The 19,935-nt window shown below is 70.7% G+C and carries 18 protein-coding genes; 10 read left to right on the top strand and 8 right to left on the bottom strand.

Going from position 1 to position 19,935, the window contains the following annotated elements:
- Positions 1-96 precede the first annotated feature (96 nt).
- Entirely contained in the window at positions 97-1,275 is a 1,179-nt protein-coding gene (locus HNQ07_RS11405; protein ID WP_184111854.1) for an exonuclease SbcCD subunit D, read from the bottom strand.
- A gap of 159 nt (positions 1,276-1,434) precedes the next feature.
- Between HNQ07_RS11405 and HNQ07_RS11410 the strand changes: the two genes are divergently transcribed.
- Positions 1,435-2,655: an MFS transporter gene (locus HNQ07_RS11410; RefSeq protein WP_184111856.1), complete on the top strand. Its 1,221-nt coding sequence runs from the start codon at positions 1,435-1,437 to the stop codon at positions 2,653-2,655.
- Here HNQ07_RS11410 and HNQ07_RS11415 read toward each other — a convergent pair.
- Positions 2,630-3,292, bottom strand: a complete 663-nt coding sequence (locus tag HNQ07_RS11415; protein WP_184111859.1) for a helix-turn-helix domain-containing protein — start codon at positions 3,290-3,292, stop codon at positions 2,630-2,632. The genes HNQ07_RS11410 and HNQ07_RS11415 overlap by 26 nt on opposite strands.
- Positions 3,293-3,388: 96 nt before the next feature.
- Between HNQ07_RS11415 and HNQ07_RS11420 the strand changes: the two genes are divergently transcribed.
- From HNQ07_RS11420 to pyrG, 7 genes are all read left to right on the top strand, one after another.
- Positions 3,389-4,093, top strand: a complete 705-nt coding sequence (locus HNQ07_RS11420) for an N-acyl homoserine lactonase family protein (protein WP_184111861.1) — start codon at positions 3,389-3,391, stop codon at positions 4,091-4,093.
- 110 nt (positions 4,094-4,203) lie between these two features.
- Positions 4,204-6,336 (top strand): SF1B family DNA helicase RecD2, encoded by a 2,133-nt coding sequence (recD2, locus tag HNQ07_RS11425; RefSeq protein ID WP_184111863.1) that lies wholly within the window; start codon positions 4,204-4,206, stop codon positions 6,334-6,336.
- 126 nt (positions 6,337-6,462) lie between these two features.
- Positions 6,463-8,502, top strand: a complete 2,040-nt coding sequence (locus HNQ07_RS11430) for a DUF4900 domain-containing protein (RefSeq protein WP_184111865.1) — start codon at positions 6,463-6,465, stop codon at positions 8,500-8,502.
- Positions 8,499-8,960 carry a pilus assembly FimT family protein gene (locus HNQ07_RS11435; protein WP_184111867.1) on the top strand — a complete coding sequence of 154 codons (462 nt, stop codon included), beginning with the start codon at positions 8,499-8,501 and terminating at the stop codon, positions 8,958-8,960. The genes HNQ07_RS11430 and HNQ07_RS11435 overlap by 4 nt, the downstream gene beginning before the upstream one ends.
- A complete protein-coding gene (locus HNQ07_RS11440; protein ID WP_184111869.1) occupies positions 8,944-9,393 on the top strand; it encodes a pilus assembly FimT family protein in 450 nt (149 codons plus the stop codon). Before HNQ07_RS11435 ends, HNQ07_RS11440 begins: the two co-directional genes overlap by 17 nt.
- Positions 9,390-10,223: a prepilin-type N-terminal cleavage/methylation domain-containing protein gene (locus HNQ07_RS11445; RefSeq protein WP_184111871.1), complete on the top strand. Its 834-nt coding sequence runs from the start codon at positions 9,390-9,392 to the stop codon at positions 10,221-10,223. The genes HNQ07_RS11440 and HNQ07_RS11445 overlap by 4 nt, the downstream gene beginning before the upstream one ends.
- Positions 10,224-10,349: 126 nt before the next feature.
- On the top strand, positions 10,350-12,014 hold the full coding sequence (gene pyrG / locus HNQ07_RS11450; protein WP_184111873.1) for a CTP synthase: 1,665 nt from the start codon (positions 10,350-10,352) through the stop codon (positions 12,012-12,014).
- A gap of 3 nt (positions 12,015-12,017) precedes the next feature.
- Here pyrG and coaE read toward each other — a convergent pair whose 3' ends face one another.
- On the bottom strand, positions 12,018-12,644 hold the full coding sequence (coaE, locus tag HNQ07_RS11455) for a dephospho-CoA kinase (protein WP_184111876.1): 627 nt from the start codon (positions 12,642-12,644) through the stop codon (positions 12,018-12,020).
- A gap of 268 nt (positions 12,645-12,912) precedes the next feature.
- Here coaE and HNQ07_RS11460 point away from each other — a divergent pair, with 268 nt between their 5' ends.
- Together HNQ07_RS11460 and HNQ07_RS11465 are read left to right on the top strand one after the other, a co-directional pair.
- Positions 12,913-13,683, top strand: coding sequence for a DUF8692 domain-containing protein (locus HNQ07_RS11460; RefSeq protein WP_184111878.1), 771 nt, complete (start codon positions 12,913-12,915; stop codon positions 13,681-13,683).
- A 351-nt stretch (positions 13,684-14,034) separates the two neighbouring features.
- Positions 14,035-15,219 (top strand): tetratricopeptide repeat protein, encoded by a 1,185-nt coding sequence (locus HNQ07_RS11465; RefSeq protein WP_229831953.1) that lies wholly within the window; start codon positions 14,035-14,037, stop codon positions 15,217-15,219.
- 62 nt (positions 15,220-15,281) lie between these two features.
- Here HNQ07_RS11465 and HNQ07_RS11470 read toward each other — a convergent pair whose 3' ends face one another.
- The 5 genes from HNQ07_RS11470 to HNQ07_RS11490 form a co-directional block, all read right to left on the bottom strand.
- Complete coding sequence (locus tag HNQ07_RS11470; protein ID WP_184111882.1) at positions 15,282-15,989, bottom strand: ABC transporter ATP-binding protein; 708 nt, start codon at positions 15,987-15,989, stop codon at positions 15,282-15,284.
- Between the two features lies 1 nt (position 15,990).
- The gene (locus HNQ07_RS11475) at positions 15,991-16,722 is read right to left on the bottom strand and encodes an ABC transporter ATP-binding protein (protein ID WP_184112173.1); all 732 of its coding nucleotides are present in this window, start codon (positions 16,720-16,722) and stop codon (positions 15,991-15,993) included.
- Positions 16,723-16,754: 32 nt separating this feature from the next.
- Positions 16,755-17,681, bottom strand: coding sequence for a branched-chain amino acid ABC transporter permease (locus HNQ07_RS11480; RefSeq protein WP_184111884.1), 927 nt, complete (start codon positions 17,679-17,681; stop codon positions 16,755-16,757).
- Position 17,682: 1 nt separating this feature from the next.
- Entirely contained in the window at positions 17,683-18,657 is a 975-nt protein-coding gene (locus tag HNQ07_RS11485; RefSeq protein ID WP_184111886.1) for a branched-chain amino acid ABC transporter permease, read from the bottom strand.
- Between the two features lie 119 nt (positions 18,658-18,776).
- Complete coding sequence (locus HNQ07_RS11490; protein WP_184111888.1) at positions 18,777-19,931, bottom strand: ABC transporter substrate-binding protein; 1,155 nt, start codon at positions 19,929-19,931, stop codon at positions 18,777-18,779.
- Between the last annotated feature and the right edge of the window lie 4 nt (positions 19,932-19,935).

A 19,935-nucleotide genomic window follows, 5' to 3' on the forward strand; every position in this document is an offset into this window, starting at 1 on the left:
GGGGCTCCTCCGCAGCGCGGATGGGTGATGGGTGCTGGAGGATGGGAACGAGCCCATCTTTTTCCATCTTCCATCCTCTCTCCTCCATCCTCCCCCTCACGCCACGTCCTCCGTGCGCGCCGTGTCGTCGGCTTCCTTGAAGGCGGCGCGCAGGTCGTCCGGCAGTTCGCCGCGGCGTTCCCGGTGGTAGCGCTCGTACAGTTCCATCAGCGACAGGCCCTCGCGCCGGAGTTCCGGCACCACGAGGTCGTCCTGCTGCGCGTCGAGTTCCACCGCCAGGGTGTTCGGCATGAGCTTCAGCACGCGGTCTTTCAGGCCCGGCATGGCGGTGCCGGCGGGGGCCTTCACGATCACCTTCAGCAGCCCCGTGAAGCCGGTCTCGCGGGCCAGCCGGGCCTCCACGTGCTCCAGATCCACGCGCAGGGTCCGCAGTTCCCGCCCGCTCGCCAGGGGCAGCGGGTGGACGCGGGCCGGGCGGCCGGGCTCGACCTCCACGAGGTTCACCTGTTTCTTCTCGCCCGCCTCACCGAAGTCGAGCTGGATGACCGAGCCGGGATAGTACGCGGGCGGCGCGTCCGAGACCTGCTGCGGCTTGTGCACGTGCCCCAGCGCCACGTACTGCGCGCCGGGCGGCAGTTGCAGGCCCGAGAGCGTGTAACTGTTGGTCAGGTCGAACTGCATGGTGCGTTCCGAGCCGCTGGGCACCGCGCCGTCCATGGTGGCATGGGCCATGAGCATATTCACGTGCCCCGGCACGAAGCCCTCGCCCAGGCGGCGCAGGAAAAAGCCCATGCCCTCGCGGTACTTCTGCCGCCACGCGCCGGTGTCGCCCCCCAGCAGGTCCGCGGCCTTGACCAGCCGCCGCTCGGACAGGAAGGGCAGCGCGCCCACCGTCAGGGTCTCGCCGCCGCGCGTGGGCACGGAACGCACCATGTCGTGCGGGTTCGCGCTGGGCTGCGCCACCGCCTGGATGCCCACCCACCCGAGCAGGCCCGCCACCGACGCGAGGCGCGCGGCGGAGTCGTGGTTGCCGGCGATCACGATGCCCGGGATGCCCGCGTCGCGCAGCCGCAGGAAGAACTCGAACACGGCGCGCTCGGCGTCCGCCGACGGGTTGCCGGTGTCGAACAGGTCGCCGGACACGAGCACCGCGTCGGCCCGTTCGGTCTTCGCGAGCCCGGCGATCTCGGTCAGGGCGTCGTGGATCTCGGGCGTGCGGTCGTACCCGCGCAGGAGCCGCCCCGCGTGGAAATCGGCGGTATGAAGTACGCGCATCACAGAAAAAATAGCACGCAGTCTGCGCTTTTCCGTACCATATGGGCACGATCGTCCCAGGCCTGTACGCCAAGGACGGCGCACGCCATGCGCCGGGGCCGAGACCTACTCCACGCTGACCCCTGCCGCGTGGAGTAGCTTGCCCGTCACGCTGCGGGCATGACCGCCACTCCGGACCGCCTGTGGACCCGCTCCTTTGTGCTGTGGTGGTTGGGTTCCGCGCAGAGCGCGCTGGGCACGGCGCTGGCGGGGATCGCCACGAGTTTCCTGATCCTGCACCAGACCGGCAGCGCGGGCAGGATGGGCGTGAACCTCGCGCTGGCGATGCTCCCCGCGCTGCTCTCGCCGCTGTTCGGGACGCTGGTCGACCGCTGGCCGCTGCGGCGGCCACTGGTGCTGGGCAACTTGATGCGCGGCGCCCTGCAACTCGGGATCGGACTGATGGCCCTGCGCGGACCGGTGCCACTGGAACTCATCTACGTGGCGTCATTCCTGACGGGGCTGGTGGGCGCGTTCTACGGGCCGGCCAGCATGGGCGTGACGCCGCGCCTGGTGCCCGCCGCGCAGCTCCAGCGGGCCACGGGGCTGATGCAGGGCGCCGCGCAGACCATGCAGCTCGTGGGCACGGTGGGCGGCGGCGTGCTGGTCGGCACGCTGGGCAGCGCGCCCGCCCTGCTCATCGACGGCGCGAGCTTCCTGCTGTTCGCGGCGCTGCTCCCCCTGGTGGCCCTGCCGGCGCGGAGTGGCCCGCCGGCAGGGGAGCGCTTCTGGGCGTCCTTCCGCGCGGGCATCGACTACGCGCGCCGCTCGCCGCTGACCCTCGGCCTGCCGGTGCTGGCCTTCTTCCTGAACGCCGCGTTCGCGCCCATGGAGATGCTGATGCCGGCCCGCATGACGGCCCTGGGGGCGGGCGCGCCGGGCTTCGGGCTGTTCTTCGGGCTGCTGCTCGCCGGGCTGGCGGGGGGCAGTTTCCTGATGGCGTGGCTGGGACCCCGCGTGGACGCGCCGCGGCTCAGCGCGCCCGCCTTCGCGGCGATGGGCGTGGTCGTGGTCGGCCTGAGCCTGTCGCGCACGCCGCTGCAGATGTACGTCCTGGCCGTGGCGATGGGCCTGACGAACGCGGCGCTGAACCTGTCGATCAGCATGATCTTCCAGCAGCGGGTCGCGCCGGAGTACTACGGGCGGGTGGGCAGCCTGCTCGGCATGACGGGCATGGCCGGGCAGCCCCTGGCGCTGCTGGCCCTGGCACCCCTGGCCGACCGCGTGTCGGTCACGGTGGTTTTCGGCGTGGCGGGCACCCTGACGGTGTTGGCGGCCTTCGTGTGGCACGCGCTGCTGCGCCGGGCGGCGCCCTTCAGCCCTCCGGTTGCAATGACGTGAACAGCAGGCCCACCAGGCAGGGCGCCGCGCCCGGCTGGCCGCGCTGCTCGCGGTCCTGGGCCGTGACCCAGGCATTCAGCTCCTGAAGCCGGCGTTCCAGTTCCGCGCGCGTTTCAGCGGTCAGGTGCGGTCGGCCGAAGGTGCCCAGCGCCCCGTAGCTGTCGCGCGGGTGGTCATGGACGGACCGGGGCGCCAGCGACATGCTGGGCCGGCCCCGCGCGTCGGCCACCAAGATCAGCTCGTGCCCGTCCTCGTGCGTGAACAGCTGGGCCACCTGCGCCGTGAAGCTCGACACGAAGGGCCGCGCGATGGTGCCCAGCAGTTCGTCCAGCGTGGCGGCGTCGGTCACGTCGAAGGGCACCCGGTAACGCGGCGCGGCGGCGCGGTAGACCTTCACGGGCCGCCCGCCCCGCGCCCGCTGCCCCGTGACGACGATCAGCTCCGCCGCGAGCAGCCGCGTGAGGCGGTGATGCACGGCCTTCAGCGGCCGCTGCGTGGCGTGGGCCACCTCCGACGCACTCCGCGCCGAGCCCATCAGCGGCCCCAGCACCTCCTGGCAGGTCTCGTCCATCAGCAGCCGCGCCTGCTGGTGGGTGCGCGCCGTGAAGGTCTCCGGGGGCCGGGCGGCGTCTGTCATGGGCACAGCATGACCCGCCGCCGACCGGGACTGGCCGGGCGCCGCGCGCCGTGGTCTCATGGCCTCACACGTCCACTGAAGTCCGGGGAGGAGCGTATGAACCAGCACGCCGTGAAGCGCCTTTATCTGATGCAGGTGGGATCCATGCCGGAGTACGGCATTCCCCTCGTGTGCTACCTGGTGCAGACGGAGGACGGCCGGAACATCCTGATCGACACCGGCCTCCCGGAGGTCATCCCGGTAGAGGGAGCGGAGTTCGAGAACGGGCAGGACGTCATTCAGCAGCTGGCGAGCATCGGCCTCGCGCCGGACGACATCGATACCGTCATCTCGACGCATTACGACTTCGACCATGCCGGCCGGCACGCGGCGTTCACGAAGGCGGAGTATGTCGTCCAGCGCGCGCACCATCTGGACGCGGCGAGCAATCCGCGCTTCGCACTCACCCGGCCCGAGTGGGATCAGCCGGCGGAGCGCATCCGGCTGGTGGACGGGGACACGGAACTGCTGCCGGGGCTGGAGCTGATCGAGACGAGCGGGCACGTGCCGGGGCACCAGTCCGTGCTGCTGCGGCTGCCCACCACGGGGCCGGTCCTGTTGACGATTGACGCGGTGCCCTTCGCCGAGGGCTTCACCCGTGACGTGCCGGACGACGGCCAGACCCCGGACGCCGAGGGGGTGCGCGCCAGCACGGCCAAGCTGCTTGATCTGGTGGAGCGCGAGCCCGCCACCCTGGTCATCTTCGGGCACGACGCGGCGCAGTGGGCGGGCCTGAAACAGCTGCCGGACGGCTACGGGTGAACACGGGACGTCGCGCGGGATGGCGCGGTCGTGACGTCCTGACCGGGACGGACGCGGCGTGTAACCGCGGTCCTGCGCCGCTGGCCGTCCGCCCGCTATCCTGACAGCGTATGCCCGCTGCCGCGCCGCCCACCGAGCCCCTGCGCGTGTCGGGCGGCGTGAACCGCGTGCGTTTCCGCTCCGACACCGGCTTCACGGTCATGACCGCCAAGATCCGCAACAACGACGGCGAGGACCCGGACGCCACCGTGATCGGCGTGATGCCGCCGCTGGAGGCCGGCGACGCCTTCAGCGCCGAGGTGATCATGGAGGAGCACCGCGAGTACGGCTACCAGTACCGCGTGCTGAACATGGTGCTCGAAGCCCAGCCGGTCGACCTGACGGAGGCCGGGATCGCCGCGTACCTCGAAGCCCGCGTGGGTGGCGTGGGCAAGGTGCTGGCCGGGCGCATCGCCAGGACCTTCGGGCCGGGCACCTTCGACATCCTGGAGCAGGAACCGGACAAGCTCTTGCAGGTGCCGGGCGTGACGGCCTCCACGCTGCACAAGATGACGTCCAGCTGGTCGCAGCAGGGCCTGGAACGGCGGCTGCTGGCGGGACTCCAGGGCCTTGGGCTCAGCATCTCGCAGGCGCAGCGCGCCGTGAAGCACTTCGGCGTGGCCGCGCTGGAACGCCTGACCGCCGACCTGTTCGCCCTGACCGAGGTCGAGGGCATCGGCTTCCTGACCGCCGACAAGCTGTGGCAGGTCCGGGGCGGCGCGATGGACGACCCCCGGCGCCTGACGGCTGCCGCCGTGTACGCCCTCCAGCAGGCCGGGCAGCAGGGCGGGCACTCGTTCCTGCCGCGCGAGCGAGCGGAGCGGGGCACGGCGCACTACACCCGCGTGTCGCTGCCGCAGGCGCGCCTGGCGGTCGAGACCGCGGTGGACCTCGGCCGCCTGAGCGCCGACGAGTTGCCCCTCTTCGACGGAGAGACGGGCGCCGAGGGCCGCATCTACCTGCCGCAGGTGCTGCGCGCCGAGAAGAAGCTCGCCGGGCTGATCCGCACGCTGATCGCCACACCGCCCGCCGGCGACGAGTGGACGGTGCCGGCGGGCGCGGCGGCCGGGCTGTCGGCCGAGCAGGCGGGCGTGCTGGAGGAGCTGGCCGACCACCGGCTGGTGGTGCTCACCGGCGGCCCCGGCACTGGCAAGAGCACGACCACCAGGGCCGTGGCGGACCTCGCGGAGCGGCTGGGCCTGGAAGTCGCGCTGTGTGCCCCGACCGGCAAGGCCGCGCGGCGCCTGGGCGAGGTCACGGGCCGCAGCGCCAGCACCGTGCACCGCCTGCTCGGCTACGGCCCGGCGGGCTTCCGGCACAACCACCTGGAACCCGCGCCCTACGACCTGTTCATCGTGGACGAGGTGTCCATGATGGGCGACGGCCTGATGCTCTCGCTGCTCGCGGCGGTGCCGCCGGGCGCGCGGGTGCTGCTCGTCGGAGACACGGACCAGCTCCCGCCGGTGGACGCCGGGCTGCCGCTGCTGGCCCTGAGCCAGAGCGCGCCCACGGTGCGCCTCACGCAGGTGTACCGGCAGGCGGCCGAGAACCCCATCATCCGCGCCGCGCACGGGCTGCTCCGGGGCCGCGCGCCCGAGTGGGGCGACGCCCGCCTGAACCTCACGGAAACCGACCCGGATGGCGGCGCGCGGCGCGTGGCCCTGATGGTGCGCGAACTCGGCGGCCCCACGCAGGTGCAGGTGCTCACGCCGATGAGAAAGGGGCCGCTGGGCATGGACCACCTTAATTACCACCTGCAGGGCCTGTTCAATCCCGGTGAGGGCGGCGTCCGCATCGGTGAGGGCGAGGCGCGCGCCGGCGACACGGTGGTGCAGACGAAGAACGACTACACCAACGAGGTTTTCAACGGCACGCTGGGCACGGTGCTCAAGGCCGAGAACGGCCGCCTGACGGTGGATTTCGACGGGAACATCGTGGAACTCGCCGGCGCGGAACTGTTTAACGTGCAGCTCGGCTACGCGCTGACGGTGCACCGCGCGCAGGGCAGCGAGTGGGGCACGGTGCTGGGCGTGCTGCACGAGGCGCACATGCCCATGCTGTCGCGCAACCTGGCGTACACCGCCCTGACGCGCGCCCGCGAGCGCTTCTACTCGGCGGGTTCGGCCAGCGCGTGGCAGACCGCCGCGAGCCGCTCGCGCGAGGCCCGCAACACCGCGCTGCTCGAACGCATCCGCGCCCGCTGAATCTCCGGGCGCTGGCACGGCGGCCGTCACAGGACCCTGACGGGCACGCACCTTAATGTGGGCTTCTGGTGACCCGACCCCCAGGTAGGGGTGAGGAGCATGCTCCGTATCCTCCATACTCGGGGCATGGAGTTCCCCCGCCGGACGCAGGGCGCGACGCTGATCGTCTCGCTGCTGTTCGTCATGCTGATCCTGGCCGTGATCATGGCCGTCACGGCCCAGGTGACGCTCTCGACCCGCCGGTCCAGCGCCGACCAGCAGCGGATCCTCGCGGCCCGGTACGCCGCCGAGTCCGGCGTGGCGCAGGTGCAGGCGCGGCTGCGCAGCATGAAGGCGCTGCTCGACCAATCCAGCATTCCGGCCAGCGTGGGCAACTCTGTGGTGGACGCGCGCATCCGCGACCTGTGCGGCGTCCCGGTGCTGCCGCCGGCCACGCCTGCGGGCACGCCCGTGTGCACCTTCCCCGCGACCGGGCTGTCCGGCAGCGCCGCGCAGGTGGGCCTGTTCGACCTGGCGGTGGGCAGCGCGGACTTCGCGCGGCAGGGCTTCCAGAACACCTCGGCTGCCGACCGCGAGCGCTACTGGATGAGCATGTTCTCCGGCACCGCCCAGCAGGAGTACACCGGCACCGACGACGGCAGCACCTACCGCACGGCCTTCGGCCTAGTACCCACCGAGCTTCGCCGCTATCCGGAGGCCTACCGCCTGACCTTCACGGTGCCGTCCCTGACCGCGCAGGGCAGCACGCCGCTCGCCGTGCAGCGCGTCCGGGCGCGCGCCACCACCGACGGCAGCGACGTGACGTGGTCGCTGTGGATCGGCCGGCCGTCGTTTGCGAAGTACGCGCTGTTCACCAACCACCACTTCAAGAGTGCCGACGCGGAGGGCAACGGCGAGCGTATCAACTTCACGCCGCTGACCCTCTTCAGCGGCCCCGTGCACACCAACCAGCACTTCCTGTTCAACGGCAACGGCAGCAGTCAGCCGGTGTTCTGGGGCCCGGTCACCAGCGCCGGCTGCCCCGACCGGTCGATCGGCCAGGTCGCCATGCCGGACGGGACTGCCGCCGAGGGCTGCACGGCCGCGGCCCAGCCCGGCGCGTATTTCGACTCGTCCGCGCAGCTGTTCGTCGGCAGCGCCACCATGACGGACTCGCCGGACGCGCCGGTGTCCGGGACGTCCGCCCCGCAGTTCCGCAACACCGTGCGGTGGGACTCGGATTTCGTGCCGCTGCCGTCGAACAACCACAACCAGAACCAGGCGGCCCGCGAGGGTGGCCTGTACCTGACCGGCGACGTCGCGGAACTGCGGCTGTACCGCGAGGTGCAGGGCGGCGCGGAGCGTCAGCGCATCACCTACGTCCAGGCGGGCAAGACCGTCGACCTGTCGTACGGCGCGGACGGCCAGCTGTGGATGCTCAGCGGCGGCACGTGGGTCGCGGCCAGCCGGGACGCCAGCGGTCAGTTCACGACCACCGGCCCGCAGGCGTCCTTCAACGGCGTGATCTCGGTCGAGGGCGGCGGCATCGGCAACCTCAACGGCGGTCCGGACGCCGAGCAGCCGGTCCCGGCCGGGGCGAGCATCGCCAGTTTCGCCGGCGTGACCGTGGCGGCCAGCGGCGACGTGAACGTCACGTCGTCCCTGAAGTACACCACTCCGCCGTGCAGCGGTGAGAACACCGCCACCGCGCCGGCTCCGTGCGACAACCTGGGCGCCAAGAACATCCTGGGCGTGTATTCCAGCGCCGGCAACGTCGACCTGATCAGCCCGCACGGCTGCGAGGGCGATCCCGGCAGCTGTCCCAGCCTGCCCGACAACCCCGAGATCGACGCGGTCCTGATGGCCAGCCAGGGCGCCGTGCAGGTGCGCGGCTACAACCAGGGTCCGCCGCTGGGCCGCGTGAAACTGCTGGGCGGCGTGATCGAGAACTACTACGGGGCCTTCGGGCAGTTCAACAACGCCGGCACCACCCACGGCTACAGCCGCAACGTCGTGTACGACCAGCGCACTGCCGACGGCATCGCTCCGCCCTCGTTCCCCACCCAGCAGGACTGGCAGATCACGCTGTCCCGGGCACAGCCCGCCGGCACCGCCCCGGACCCGGACGACGGGCGCGGCATCCGCCTGCAGGGCGACACGGTCGCGGTCGGCGAGGGCGGGTCGTGAGCGCGCCTACGCGCACGGCTGGGTTCACGCTGGTCGAACTGCTGGTGGTCCTGGCGATCCTGGGAATCATCATGGGCCTGTTCGGCTGGAATCTGCTGCGCGGCCTGCGCCAGCAGGAACTGCGCGAGGCCGCGTCCCAGCTGGCCGGCGACCTGCGCCGCAGCCGCGAGGACGCCCAGCGCACCGGCCAGGACAGCACCGTGACCCTCGCCGCCGCGAAGACGACGTACAGCGTCACCACCGGCCCGGCCACGCCGCGGGTGGTGGAAGTGCCGCACCGCGTGCTCGTCACGCCGGTCCAGGGCGGCGCGAGCGTCACGTACCATCCGCCCTTCGGCACGCTCGGCGCGCAGGGGGCGGTGTGGGAAGTGCAGAGTCCCGCCGCGGACGACCTGCGGCTGTACGTGAAGGTCGTGGGGATCACGGGGAAGGTGATGGTCAGTGCCGCGCAGGACTGAGGCCCAGGCGGGCTTCACGATCATCGAGATCATCGTGACCATCGCGCTGCTGAGCGTGATCGTGCTGGTGGTGCTCACGCCGCTCACGGGCTTTTTCGGCCTGACCCGGCGCAGCAACGACCAGGTGACGGCCACCCAGGTCACGCAGCGGGCCCTGGAGACCATCCGGGGCGAGTGGCTCAGCGTGGCCCGCTACGATCAGCTGTGCGTGAAGACGCCCCTGCCCACCACCTTCCCGCCGCTGGAGGTCCGCATCACGAGCCTCGACCCGGACCTGCAGAGTCTGGGCGAGGTGCCGTGGCGCGGCACGTGCGATCCCGCGTACCCCCTGAGCCCGGCCGACCGCGCTCCGCTGCGGCGCGTGCAGGTGACGCGCACGGACGACACCGGCCGCGTGCTGTCGCGGCTGACCGTGCTCGTCGACCGGCCATGACCGCCCGGACGGCGGGCTTCACGCTGATCGAACTGCTGGTCGCTCTGGCGCTGGGGCTGGTCATCCTGCTGGTGGCGAGCGACCTGCTGATCTCGTCGTCGCGCTCGGCGTCCGACCTGCAGGGCCGCAACGATCTGCTGCAGGAAAGCCAGATCGCGCAGAACTACATGGTCGCCCAGCTGCGCGAGGCCGCGTACGTCTTCCCGGAGGGCACCACCCTGGCCCTGGGCGCCGGCGCCACGACCACGCCGCCCGGCGAGAGCGCGTGGCGCGTGGGCGACGACACGTGGCCGGTGGTGGCGGTCGTGCGGCCGCCCCGGCGGGTGGGCACGCCGTGCGTGCTGCCGTCCGGCGTCACCGACCCCGACGCGTGCTACCAGTTCCTGGCGTACTACCCGCTGCCGCGCGACACCTGGGTGGGCGCCGTGAGCGGCGCGGACGACCCCGGCCCGGACGCCGCGAACGGCGGACGCTGGGTGCTGGTCGAGTACCGCAGCACCTACCCTGCCGCGCCGCCCCTGTCGCTGCTGCCGGGCGGCAGTGGCGGCGCCTACACGCCCCCGCCCGGCGGCGCGGCGCGGCTGCTGCTCGACTACGTGCAGCCGCCGGCGCTGGCCCTGCCCGGCACGCCGCCCCTGTTCACCGTGACCAACCTGAACGGTGGCCCGTGGCGGCAGACGCCCGGCGACATCAGCGTGACGGTGAACCTGGCGGTCTCGCGCCGGATCGGGCGGCAGGACGTGACCGTGCCGAACCGCGGCGCCGACGCCGCCGGGTCCGTGACCACGGTGGGCACCGTGCCGCGCAACCTGGGCAAACTGCCGAACTGACCACGCGGGGAGGCCCCGCGGCGGGCGTGCTATCCTGCAATCCCGGAGGCCGAGCGCCCCGGTTTTTTCTTTGGGTATACATACAGCGGCCCCCATCCCGCCTTGGGGCCGAGCGCTCGGAAGGACATGAAGTACATTTTCGTCACCGGCGGTGTGGTCAGCAGCCTCGGCAAGGGCGTCGCCAGCGCCAGTCTGGGCGCGCTGCTGCGGGCGCGCGGCTACCGCGTGTCGGCCGTGAAGATCGACCCATACATCAATATCGACGCGGGCACCATGCGGCCCTACGAGCACGGCGAGGTCTTCGTGACCGCGTCGGGCGCCGAGACCGACCTGGACATCGGCAACTACGAGCGCTTCCTCGACCTCGACATCCCGCCGGGCAGCAACATCACCACCGGGCAGGTGTACCAGGAGGTGATCCGCAAGGAGCGCGCCGGGGATTACCTGTCGCAGACCGTGCAGGTCATCCCGCACGTCACCGACGAGATCAAGCGCCGCATCCGCGCGGCCGGCGAGAGCGCCGGGGCCGAGATCGTGCTGATCGAGGTGGGCGGTACGGTGGGCGACATCGAGTCCCTGCCGTTCCTGGAGGCGATCCGCCAGTTCCGCTTTGACGAGGGCGACGAGAACGTGCTGTTCCTGCACCTGACGCTGGTGCCGTACCTGGGAACCAGCAGCGAGTTCAAGACCAAGCCCACGCAGCACTCGGTGGCGACCCTGCGCTCGGTGGGCATCAGCCCGGACATCGTGATGGTCCGCAGCAAGGACAAGCTGCCGCCGGAAATCACCCGAAAGATCGCGCTGTTCACGTCCGTGCGCGAGAACCGGGTGTTCTCCAGCTACGACGTGTCGCACGTGTACGAGGTGCCGCTCGCGCTGGAGGAGCAGGGCCTCGGCAAGGCCGTGGAGGACCTGCTCGGCCTGGAGCGCACCATGCCGAACCTGGGCGTGTGGACGAATGCCGTGCGGACCATCAAGCAGCCCACGCAGGACGTCACCATCGCCATCGCCGGGAAGTACACGGCAATGCCCGACGCGTACCTGTCGCTGATGGAGTCGCTCACGCACGCCGGGATCGCCAACGACGCCCGCGTGAAGATCAAGTGGGTCAACGCCGAGGAACTCGCCGAGGCCGGCGACCTCGCCGCGCAACTCGGGGACGCCGACGGCATCCTGGTGCCCGGGGGCTTCGGCATCCGCGGCATCGAGGGCAAGATCCGTGCGGCCGAGTACGCCCGCACGCGGGGCGTCCCGTACCTGGGCATCTGCCTGGGCATGCAGATCGCGGTGATCGAGTACGCCCGCAACGTCGCCGGGCTGGGCGGCGCGAACTCCACGGAATTCGACGAGTACGCCCCGCACCGCGTAATCGACCTGATGCCCGAGCAACTCGACGTGGCGGGCCTGGGCGGCACCATGCGCCTGGGCGACTGGCCCATGGAACTGCGCGGCGGGACGACCATCGCGGCGCTGTACGGGGTCCCGCAGGGCGGCACGGTGCGCGAACGCCACCGCCACCGCTTCGAGGTGAACCCCGCGTACACCGGCGCGCTACAGGACGCCGGCCTGACCATCAGCGGCGTCACGCCCGGCATGAACGGCCGCGGCGCGGGCCTGGTGGAGAGCATCGAGATCGCCGAGCACCCCTTCTTCGTGGCGTTGCAGGCGCACCCGGAGTTCAAGAGCCGTCCCATGCGGCCCAGCCCCCCCTTCGCCGGCTTCGTGAAGGCCGCTCTGGCCCAGCGCGAACACGTGCCCGCCCGGACAGGGGAGACCGCCGCACAGGTGTAACGCTCAGACCTGCCGGGAGCGCGGGTGGATGCCGAGCACGTGCAGTGCGGCGTCCACCCGCGCTCCCAGTTCGTCCGGCGGGCCGGCGTTCTCGATCACCACGGTGGCCCGCTGGCGCTTCTCAGCGGCGCCGAGTTGCCGGGCGTCACGGGCCAACACGTCCTCGCGGCTCAGGCCGCTTCGCGCCATGACGCGCGCCACGCGCTCCTCCAGCGGCGCGTCCACGACCAGCACGGCGTCCATCTGCTCGTCCAGCCCGCCCTCGAACAGCAGCGGCACGTCCTGCACCACCCACGGCTCGCCGCGCGCCGCCGCCTGCGCCTCCAGCGCCGCCATGCGCGCCCGCACGCGCGGATGCACGATGGCGTTCAGGGCCGCGGTCCGCTGCGGATCACGGAAGGCCGCGGCAGCCAGGGCGGCCCGGTCCAGCACGCCGCCCGTCACGGTGCCGGGAAACTCGTTCCCGATGGCCCGCAGGGTCTCCGGCTCCTGCGTGACGTGCCGCGCCTGCTCGTCAGCGTCCAGCACCGTCAGGCCGCGTGCGCGCAGCAGCGCCGCCACGGTGCTCTTGCCCGCGCCGATGCTGCCGGTCAGGCCCAGGCGCCTGAGGGGCGCGGCGGGGGTCGTCATGGCCGGACTGTAGCAGCCCGTCGCCGCCGGAGCGCAGGCGCCTCTTCCTGGGCGCGTCAGGAACGTTATTCGTCCGTGCCCCTGCCGTGGGGCCGTCCGGCGGATAGGTCTTTGGCGGTGAAGCGCCTATCATCGTTCCGTCATGCCCATGTCATGAGGGTCCGGGTGCCCTGGGGATTCAGGGACGCCGCGTGGCCGCATCGAGGGAGGTTGAACGGAGATGACCATACGCCCCACCCGTCGTTCAGGCTTAGCCGCGGAGGCCGGAGTGTCCTTCCGCACCCGGCGCCCGACACTTCCTCCGGTAGCCGGAGACGCTGCCCCGGTTCCCGTTCAGGTCGATGTGCGTGGCGTGCTGCGGGCGCTGTCGCTCCTCACGGGGGTGATGATCGTCATGGGGATCGTCAGCCGCGTCGCGTCCACCACCACAACCGACTTTGTGGGCCGTGATGTGCTCGCGAACATGTTCGCGCTGAGCGGTGAGGGCAATATGCCCACGTACTATTCCAGTTTCCTGCTGGCGATGGCGGCCGCCATCGCGTGGGTGATCGCCCGGACCAAGCGGCAGGTGAACGACCGGTTCCAGCGCGCCTGGCTGGCCATCAGCGCCGTGTTCGTGTACCTGTCGGTGGACGAGGTGGCGCAGATCCATGAGCGCGTCGCCACGGGCGTCCGCCGGATCGTGGCCGATTCGGCCGTGCTCCACTACGCCTGGGTGGCGCCCTATGCCCTCGTGGTGCTGGCCGTCATCGTGACCTTTGTGCCCTTCTTGCTCCACCTGCCGCGGCGCACGGCCGGCGGCATGATCCTGGCCGGCGCGCTGTACGTGCTGGGTGCGATGGGCCTGGAGGTCTTTGAGGGCGTGCTGGATTTCGAGGGCCACTTTTTCAGCGTGGCCATGGCCGCGCTCGTCACCATCGAAGAATCGCTCGAGATGTGCAGCGTCGTGCTGTTCATCGGCGTGCTGCTGGACTACCTGCGCCGGCAACTGCCGGATCTGCATCTCGATCTGTCGTTCATCGGCGGCCGGTCCCGCTGACCAGGCCCCATGCCCCGGGCGTGCTGAGCGTCCTGCTGGTCGGCACCGAGGAAATGCTGGAGATGACGGGCGCCACCGCAATGGTCGGTGCGCTGCTGGCGTAACGCCGCCCGGCTTCAGGAAGCGCCGCCCCGCCATTCGGGGGCGGCGTCCGCGTTGCACCGACATCAGATCGCCGTCAAGGAGGGCGGGGACACTGGCTGGGTGCCCGCTGCGCGCCCGCTTCTCCTCACAGCCACTTCACCTGTGCGTGAAGCGGGTTCCCATATCATGCGATCATGTCCCAACAGGACAGCACGGGGGCCGGGTTTCACCGCCCCCAGGACGGCTGAGCCCCACGGAGGTTTCCGAGTGAAAGTACGCCCCACCCTCATCGGCCTGCTGGCGCTGGGTCTGTCTGTGGGCGCCGCGCGCGCCCAGACCCAACCGGCCGCGCCGCCCGCCCAGACCCAGACCACACCGGCCGTACCGGCCGCTCCGCAGACGCGGCCCATTCCCGCCGCGAACTACGTGGCGTTGGGCGTCTTCTACTACGAGCAGGGCAAGTACGACGAGGCGTACGTGTCGTTCCGCGCCGCGTCGGAACTGGAGCCGACCAACAGCAACGCCCTGCTGGGCCTGGGCCGCTCGCAGGTGAAACTGCGGCTGTACAGCGCCGCCATCGAGACGCTGAAGAAGCTGATCGGCGTGGACAGCCGCAACATGAGCGCGTACATCGCGCTGTCGCAGGCGTACCAGCAGCAGTACATCGGGGCCGGCGACCGCGCCAGCGTGGCCGGGAACCTCGCCGAGGCGCTGCGCGTGCTGACCGACGCCGAGACCCTCGCGCAGGCGCAGACCGGCACGGACCGCGCCGTGAGCCTGAGCAAGGTGTGGAACGAGCGCGGCTACGTGTACCGCCTGCAGGGCGACGGCCCGCAGGCAATCGACGCGTTCAAGCAGGCGAGCACCCTGAACCCCGACAACGCGATCTTCCTGTACAACCTGGGCGACATGTACTACGCCACGGGCAACCTGCCGGTCGCGCTCGACTACCTCCAGCAGGCCGTGATCGCGGACCCGCGCGATCCGTACAACCGCGCGTACTACGCCAAGCTGCTGGCCCTCAGCGGCAACCTCACGGCCGCGCGCCCGGAAGCGGCGCAGGCCGCGAAGCTCGCCCCGACCAACGCGTACGCGGTCGGGCAGTACGGCGTGGTCAGCTATCTCGCCAAGGATACCGGCACTGCCACCGCGCAGCTGAACGCCGCCGTGAAGCTCGACCCGCTGCGTTACCCGGAGTTCTACTACTACCTGGGCCGCCTGAACCTCGACGGCGGCGACCTGAAGTCCGCCCGCGAGAACCTGACGCGCGCCGCCGCGCTGGGCAGCAGCACGCCCGAGTACGCGTACTACCTGGGCCTGAGCTACGAGCGGGGCGCGGGCGCCATCGCGCCGGACAGGGTGAAGGCCCGCGAGAACTACCAGCGCGCGCTGAAACTCAACCCGAACTACAAGCCCGCGCAGGACGGCCTGAACCGCGTCGGCGCGAGCTGACGTCTCGGGAGAGCTGAACGCGGCGCCGACCCGATGCAGGGCGGCGCCGCTCCCTTGTGCCCCTACCCGCCCAGGTAGGCGTGCAGCACCCGCTCGTCGTTCACGAGCTGCGCGCTGTCGCCGTGGAAGGTCATCTGCCCGGCCTCGAGCACGTAGGTCCGGTGCGAGGCGTTCATGGCGAGCTTGGCGTTCTGCTCGACCAGCAGGATGGTCACGCCCTGCGCGTTCAGGTCGCGGATGATCGCGAAGATCTCGCGGACGATGATCGGTGCGAGACCCAGCGACGGCTCGTCCAGCAGCAGCAGCCGGGGACGGCTCATCAGGGCGCGGGCGATGGCAAGCATCTGCTGCTCCCCGCCGGACAGCGTGCCGGCGAGCTGATCGCGGCGTTCGCCCAGGCGCGGGAAGCGCTCGTACATGCGCGCGATGTCCGAGCGCACCTCGGGGCCGGAGCGGGTGTACGCGCCGAGTTCCAGGTTGTCCTGCACGCTCTGGCGCGCGAGGACCTGCCGGCCCTCCGGGCTCTGCGCGATGCCGAGCTTCACCGCCTCGTCGGCCGGCACGCGGGTGATGTCGCGCCCGGCGAAGCGGACGCTGCCCGACACGGGCCGCAGCAGCCGCGACACGGCGCGCAGGGTGGTGGTCTTGCCCGCGCCGTTCGCGCCGATCAGCGTGACCACCTCGCCCTCCTCTACAGTCAGCGACAGGTCGCGCACGGCCTGGATCGCGCCGTAGTTCACGCTCAGGTGCTCGATCTCGAGGAGCGGCACGTCACTCACCTCCCAGGTACGCTTCGATGACCTTCGGATCGCGCTGCACGCTGGCCGGGTCGCCCACCGCGATCAGCTGCCCGAAGTTCAGCACGGCCACGCGGTCGCACAGGTTCATGACCAGCGGCACGTGGTGCTCGATGACCAGCACCGTCAGGTCGAACTGGTCGCGCACCTGTCTTATGAACCCGGTCAGCTGCCCCTTCTCGGCGGTGTTCATGCCGGCGGCGGGCTCGTCAAGCAGCAGCACGCGCGGCCCGGTCGCCAGGGCGCGGGCGATCTCCAGGCGGCGCTGGTCGCCGTAGCTGAAGTTCGCGGCGAGTTCCCCGGCCCGGTCGCCCATGCCCACCAGGTCGAGCAGTTCCCACGCGCGGCGCTCCACCTGCGCCTCCTCGGCCCGCGCGCCGCCGAACACGCCGCGCCACAGCCCGGTGTGCGTGCGCTGGTGCTGCGCGATCTTCACGTTCTCCAGCGCGCTCAGACCCCGGAACAGTCGGATGTTCTGGAAGGTGCGGCTCAGGCCCAGGGCAGCCACGCGGTTGGGCTGGAGGCCAGTGACCGCCTTGCCCCGGTAGCTCAGGGTGCCGCTTGAGGGCGGGGTCAGGCCGGTCATCAGGTTGAACAGCGTGGTCTTGCCCGCGCCGTTCGGGCCGATCAGACCGAAGATCTCGCCCTCGCGCACGTCGAAGGACACGTCGTTCACGGCGACCAGCCCGCCGAAGCGCCGGGTCATGTTCCGTGCCTCGAGCACCACCGGCGCGGCCGTCACGGCTTCACCTCCGCCGCGCTCGGCACGGGCCGCTGCGGCGGGCGCGGCCGGCCCAGGTTCGTCAGCGCGCCCACGATGCCCTGCGGCAGGTACAGGCTCGCCACGACCAGCACCAGCCCGTTGATCACCAGCCGCCAGTCGGCCAGGAAGCGCAGCACCTCCGGCACGGCGGTCAGGAGCGCGCCGCCCACCACCGGCCCCCAGATGTTCCGGCTGCCGCCGATCAGCACGAAGGCCAGCGTGGCGATACTGGCGTCGAAGGTTCCCTGCCGGGCGTTCCACGAACTCAGCAGCGGCGCGCTCATGGCCCCCACGATGCCGGCCAGCACCGCGCCGATCACGAAGGCCAGCACCTTGTACTGCGTGGGCGGCACGCCCATGGCGTCGGCCGCCAGTTCGTCCTCGCGGATCGCGCGCAGGGCGCGGCCCACCCGCGATCGTTCCAGCTGCCGCGCGAAGAGCAGCGCCAGAATCAGCAGTGGCCCGAAGATGAACACGTACTGCCAGCGGTCGGCAATGCCGAAGGGCTGCGGAATCCCGAAGATCCCGATGGCCCCCCCGGTGATGGTCAGGTTCAGGCTGATCACGCGCAGGATCTCGACGAACGCGATGGTCGCCAGCGCCAGGTAGATGCCGCGCAGCCGCAGCGCCGGCACGCCCACCGCGAGGCCCAGGACGCCGGCCAGCAGCGCCGCCACCAGCCACGTCAGCGGAAACATGCCGTTGCCCAGGGCCTCACGCAGGCCCGAGAACGCCGGGTTGGTGAGCATGATCGCGGCCGTGTAGCCGCCCACCGCGTAGAAGCCGGGACTGGCGAGGCTGAGCTGCCCCGCCTGGAGCGGGAAGTACAGGCTCAGGCCCAGCAGGCCCGCCTGGATCATGGTCACCAGCAGAAAGCCGTAGGTGGCGAGGAAGTCGGTCATCTCATACCTTCTGGATCACGCTGCGGCCCAGCAGGCCCTGCGGACGCACGAGGAGGATCACGAACAGCAGGGCGAATGCCACCGCGTCCTTGTACGCCGAGTACTGCGCGGGCACAAAGGCCTCGGCCAGCCCGATCACCAGCCCGCCCAGTACCGCGCCGGGAATGCTGCCCAGGCCGCCCAGCACGATCACCGCGAGCCCCTTGAGGCCATACACCACGCCGAAGTACGGCCCGGCCACGCCGAAGGCCGTGCCGACCAGCGTGCCCGCCAGCCCACCCAGGAAGCCCGACAGGAAGAACGTGATCAGGATGAAGCGGTCCACGCTGATGCCCAGCAGGGACGCGGTGGTGGGGTTCTCCGCGACCGCCCGCAGCGCCTTGCCGATCTTGGTGCGGCCAATCACGTACCCCAGGATCACCAGCATCACCAGGCTGACCGCGAAGATGATGACCTGCACGGTGCGGATGATCACGATCTTGCCGCCCAGCGTGAACGACAGCGCGGGAGGTGTACTGCCGTAGGCGTCCGACGGGAAGTTGTAGATCTCCGCGCCGACGAGGAGCTGGATCAGGTTCACGATCACCAGCGCCACGCCCAGTGAACTGACCAGCGCGAGCAGCGGGTCGGCGCCGCGTGAGCGCATCGGCCGGAACGCGAGCCGCTCGATCAGCACGGCGACCAGTCCGGCCAGCACCGCGCCGATCAGGGTGGCGAGCGCGAAAGTCAGGGGCTGCCCCGAGAGCGGCGAGCCGGTCGGGAAGAGGTTCACACCCTTGAGCAGCCCGTTGTTCTCGAACTGCCCGACCACCAGCGTGTACGTGAAATACGCGCCCAGCGTGAACACCGCGCCGTGAGCGAAGTTGATGATGCCCAGGATCGAGAACACCAGCGTGTATCCCAGCGCGAAGATCGCGTACACGCTCCCGATCGCCAGGCCGTTCATGAGGTTCTGGACGAACTGACTGAACTCCATGCGGTCTCCTTTCAGGGCGCCGCCGCCAGCGTCCAGGGGGGCTGACGGCGGAGACGTGGCGCTGAGCGGCGGACGATGAGGTCAATCGGTTCTGCTCACGGCCCGCCGCCCACAGCCCATTACTTCAGGTACACGAACGTGCCGTTCTTGGCGTCCTTCATCTTGATCTGCGCGACGTAGAACTCCTTTTGCTGCACCTCGCCTTCCTTGTCGAAGGCGATCGGGCCCAGCGGCGTGTTGTACTTGCCGGCCAGGATCTGCTTGTTCAGCTCCACGCGCAGGTCCGCGAGCTCCCAGGTGTTCAGTTTCTTCTTGCGGTCGATGGCCTTCAGGGCCTCGACCATGACCTGCACGCCGGCATAGGCCTGCGCGGCGAACTGCGGCGGAGCCTTCTTGTACTGCGCGGTGTATTCCTTGACGAACACCTGGTTGGCGGCGCTGGCCTGCGCGGGGCTGTACGCCTGGGCGATGATCACGCCGTCGCACAGCTGCTGGCACACCGGGAACATGTTGGAGGTGTTCAGGCCGTTGCCGCCGATGATCAGGCCCTTGTAGCCCAGCTGGCGCAGCTGCTTGACGAGGTTCCCGCCGTCGGCCGCGAGTCCCGAGATGATCACGAGCTGCACGTTGGCGTTCAGCACGGCCGTGACCTGTGTGGTGAAGTCCGTGTCGGTCGTCTGGAACTTCTGCACCGTGGCGACGTTCAGGCCCTGGGCCTTGGCGGTCTCCTGGAAGGTGCCGGTCTCGGAGGTGGAGAACGCGTCGTTCTGCGCGTACAGCACGGCCACGCTCTTGATCTTCGGGTCGAGCTTCAGCGCCTGCCTCACGGCGTTCGGGGCGACCACGGCGACCGGCGCCGACACGCGGGCGATGAAGTCCCCGATCTGCGGGATGCCCTTGGCCGTGTTGCTCGGCCCCAGCACCGGCACCTTGGCGCGCTCGGCGATCGGGTCGGCCGCGAAGGCCTGCTGCGAGAGCGTCGGCCCCACGATGCCTACCACGCGGTCCTTGGTGATCAGATTCTGGAAGGCGTTGATGGTGCCGGCCTCGTCGCCACCGGTGTCCTGGAAGACCAGCTTGAAGGGCGTGCCGTTGATGCCGCCGCGGGCGTTCAGGAACTTCTCCGCGAACTTCGCGCCGATGACCTGTTCCTGGCCGAGCAGGGCGGTGTTGCTCGTCTGCGCCACGGCCACCCCGATGGTGATCGTATCGATTTTCTGCGCGTGCGTGGCGCCTAGACTCAGGGCGAGGGTGGCGGTCAGGATTCGCTTCATGGGA

This window comes from Deinococcus metalli (genome assembly GCF_014201805.1).
Classification (GTDB): Bacteria; Deinococcota; Deinococci; order Deinococcales; family Deinococcaceae; genus Deinococcus; species Deinococcus metalli.

Excerpts from the sequence above, each read along its gene's own strand:
- HNQ07_RS11485 (WP_184111886.1), bottom strand. The coding sequence starts at position 18,657 with ATGGAGTTCAGTCAGTTCGTCCAGAACCTCATGAACGGCCTGGCGATC.
- HNQ07_RS11430 (WP_184111865.1), top strand. The coding sequence starts at position 6,463 with ATGGAGTTCCCCCGCCGGACGCAGGGCGCGACGCTGATCGTCTCGCTG.
- HNQ07_RS11445 (WP_184111871.1), top strand. The coding sequence starts at position 9,390 with ATGACCGCCCGGACGGCGGGCTTCACGCTGATCGAACTGCTGGTCGCT.
- coaE (WP_184111876.1), bottom strand. The coding sequence starts at position 12,644 with ATGACGACCCCCGCCGCGCCCCTCAGGCGCCTGGGCCTGACCGGCAGC.
- pyrG (WP_184111873.1), top strand. The coding sequence starts at position 10,350 with ATGAAGTACATTTTCGTCACCGGCGGTGTGGTCAGCAGCCTCGGCAAG.
- recD2 (WP_184111863.1), top strand. The coding sequence starts at position 4,204 with ATGCCCGCTGCCGCGCCGCCCACCGAGCCCCTGCGCGTGTCGGGCGGC.
- HNQ07_RS11405 (WP_184111854.1), bottom strand. The coding sequence starts at position 1,275 with ATGCGCGTACTTCATACCGCCGATTTCCACGCGGGGCGGCTCCTGCGC.
- HNQ07_RS11410 (WP_184111856.1), top strand. The coding sequence starts at position 1,435 with ATGACCGCCACTCCGGACCGCCTGTGGACCCGCTCCTTTGTGCTGTGG.
- HNQ07_RS11420 (WP_184111861.1), top strand. The coding sequence starts at position 3,389 with ATGAACCAGCACGCCGTGAAGCGCCTTTATCTGATGCAGGTGGGATCC.
- HNQ07_RS11475 (WP_184112173.1), bottom strand. The coding sequence starts at position 16,722 with ATGACCCGGCGCTTCGGCGGGCTGGTCGCCGTGAACGACGTGTCCTTC.
- HNQ07_RS11490 (WP_184111888.1), bottom strand. The coding sequence starts at position 19,931 with ATGAAGCGAATCCTGACCGCCACCCTCGCCCTGAGTCTAGGCGCCACG.
- HNQ07_RS11415 (WP_184111859.1), bottom strand. The coding sequence starts at position 3,292 with ATGACAGACGCCGCCCGGCCCCCGGAGACCTTCACGGCGCGCACCCAC.
- HNQ07_RS11480 (WP_184111884.1), bottom strand. The coding sequence starts at position 17,681 with ATGACCGACTTCCTCGCCACCTACGGCTTTCTGCTGGTGACCATGATC.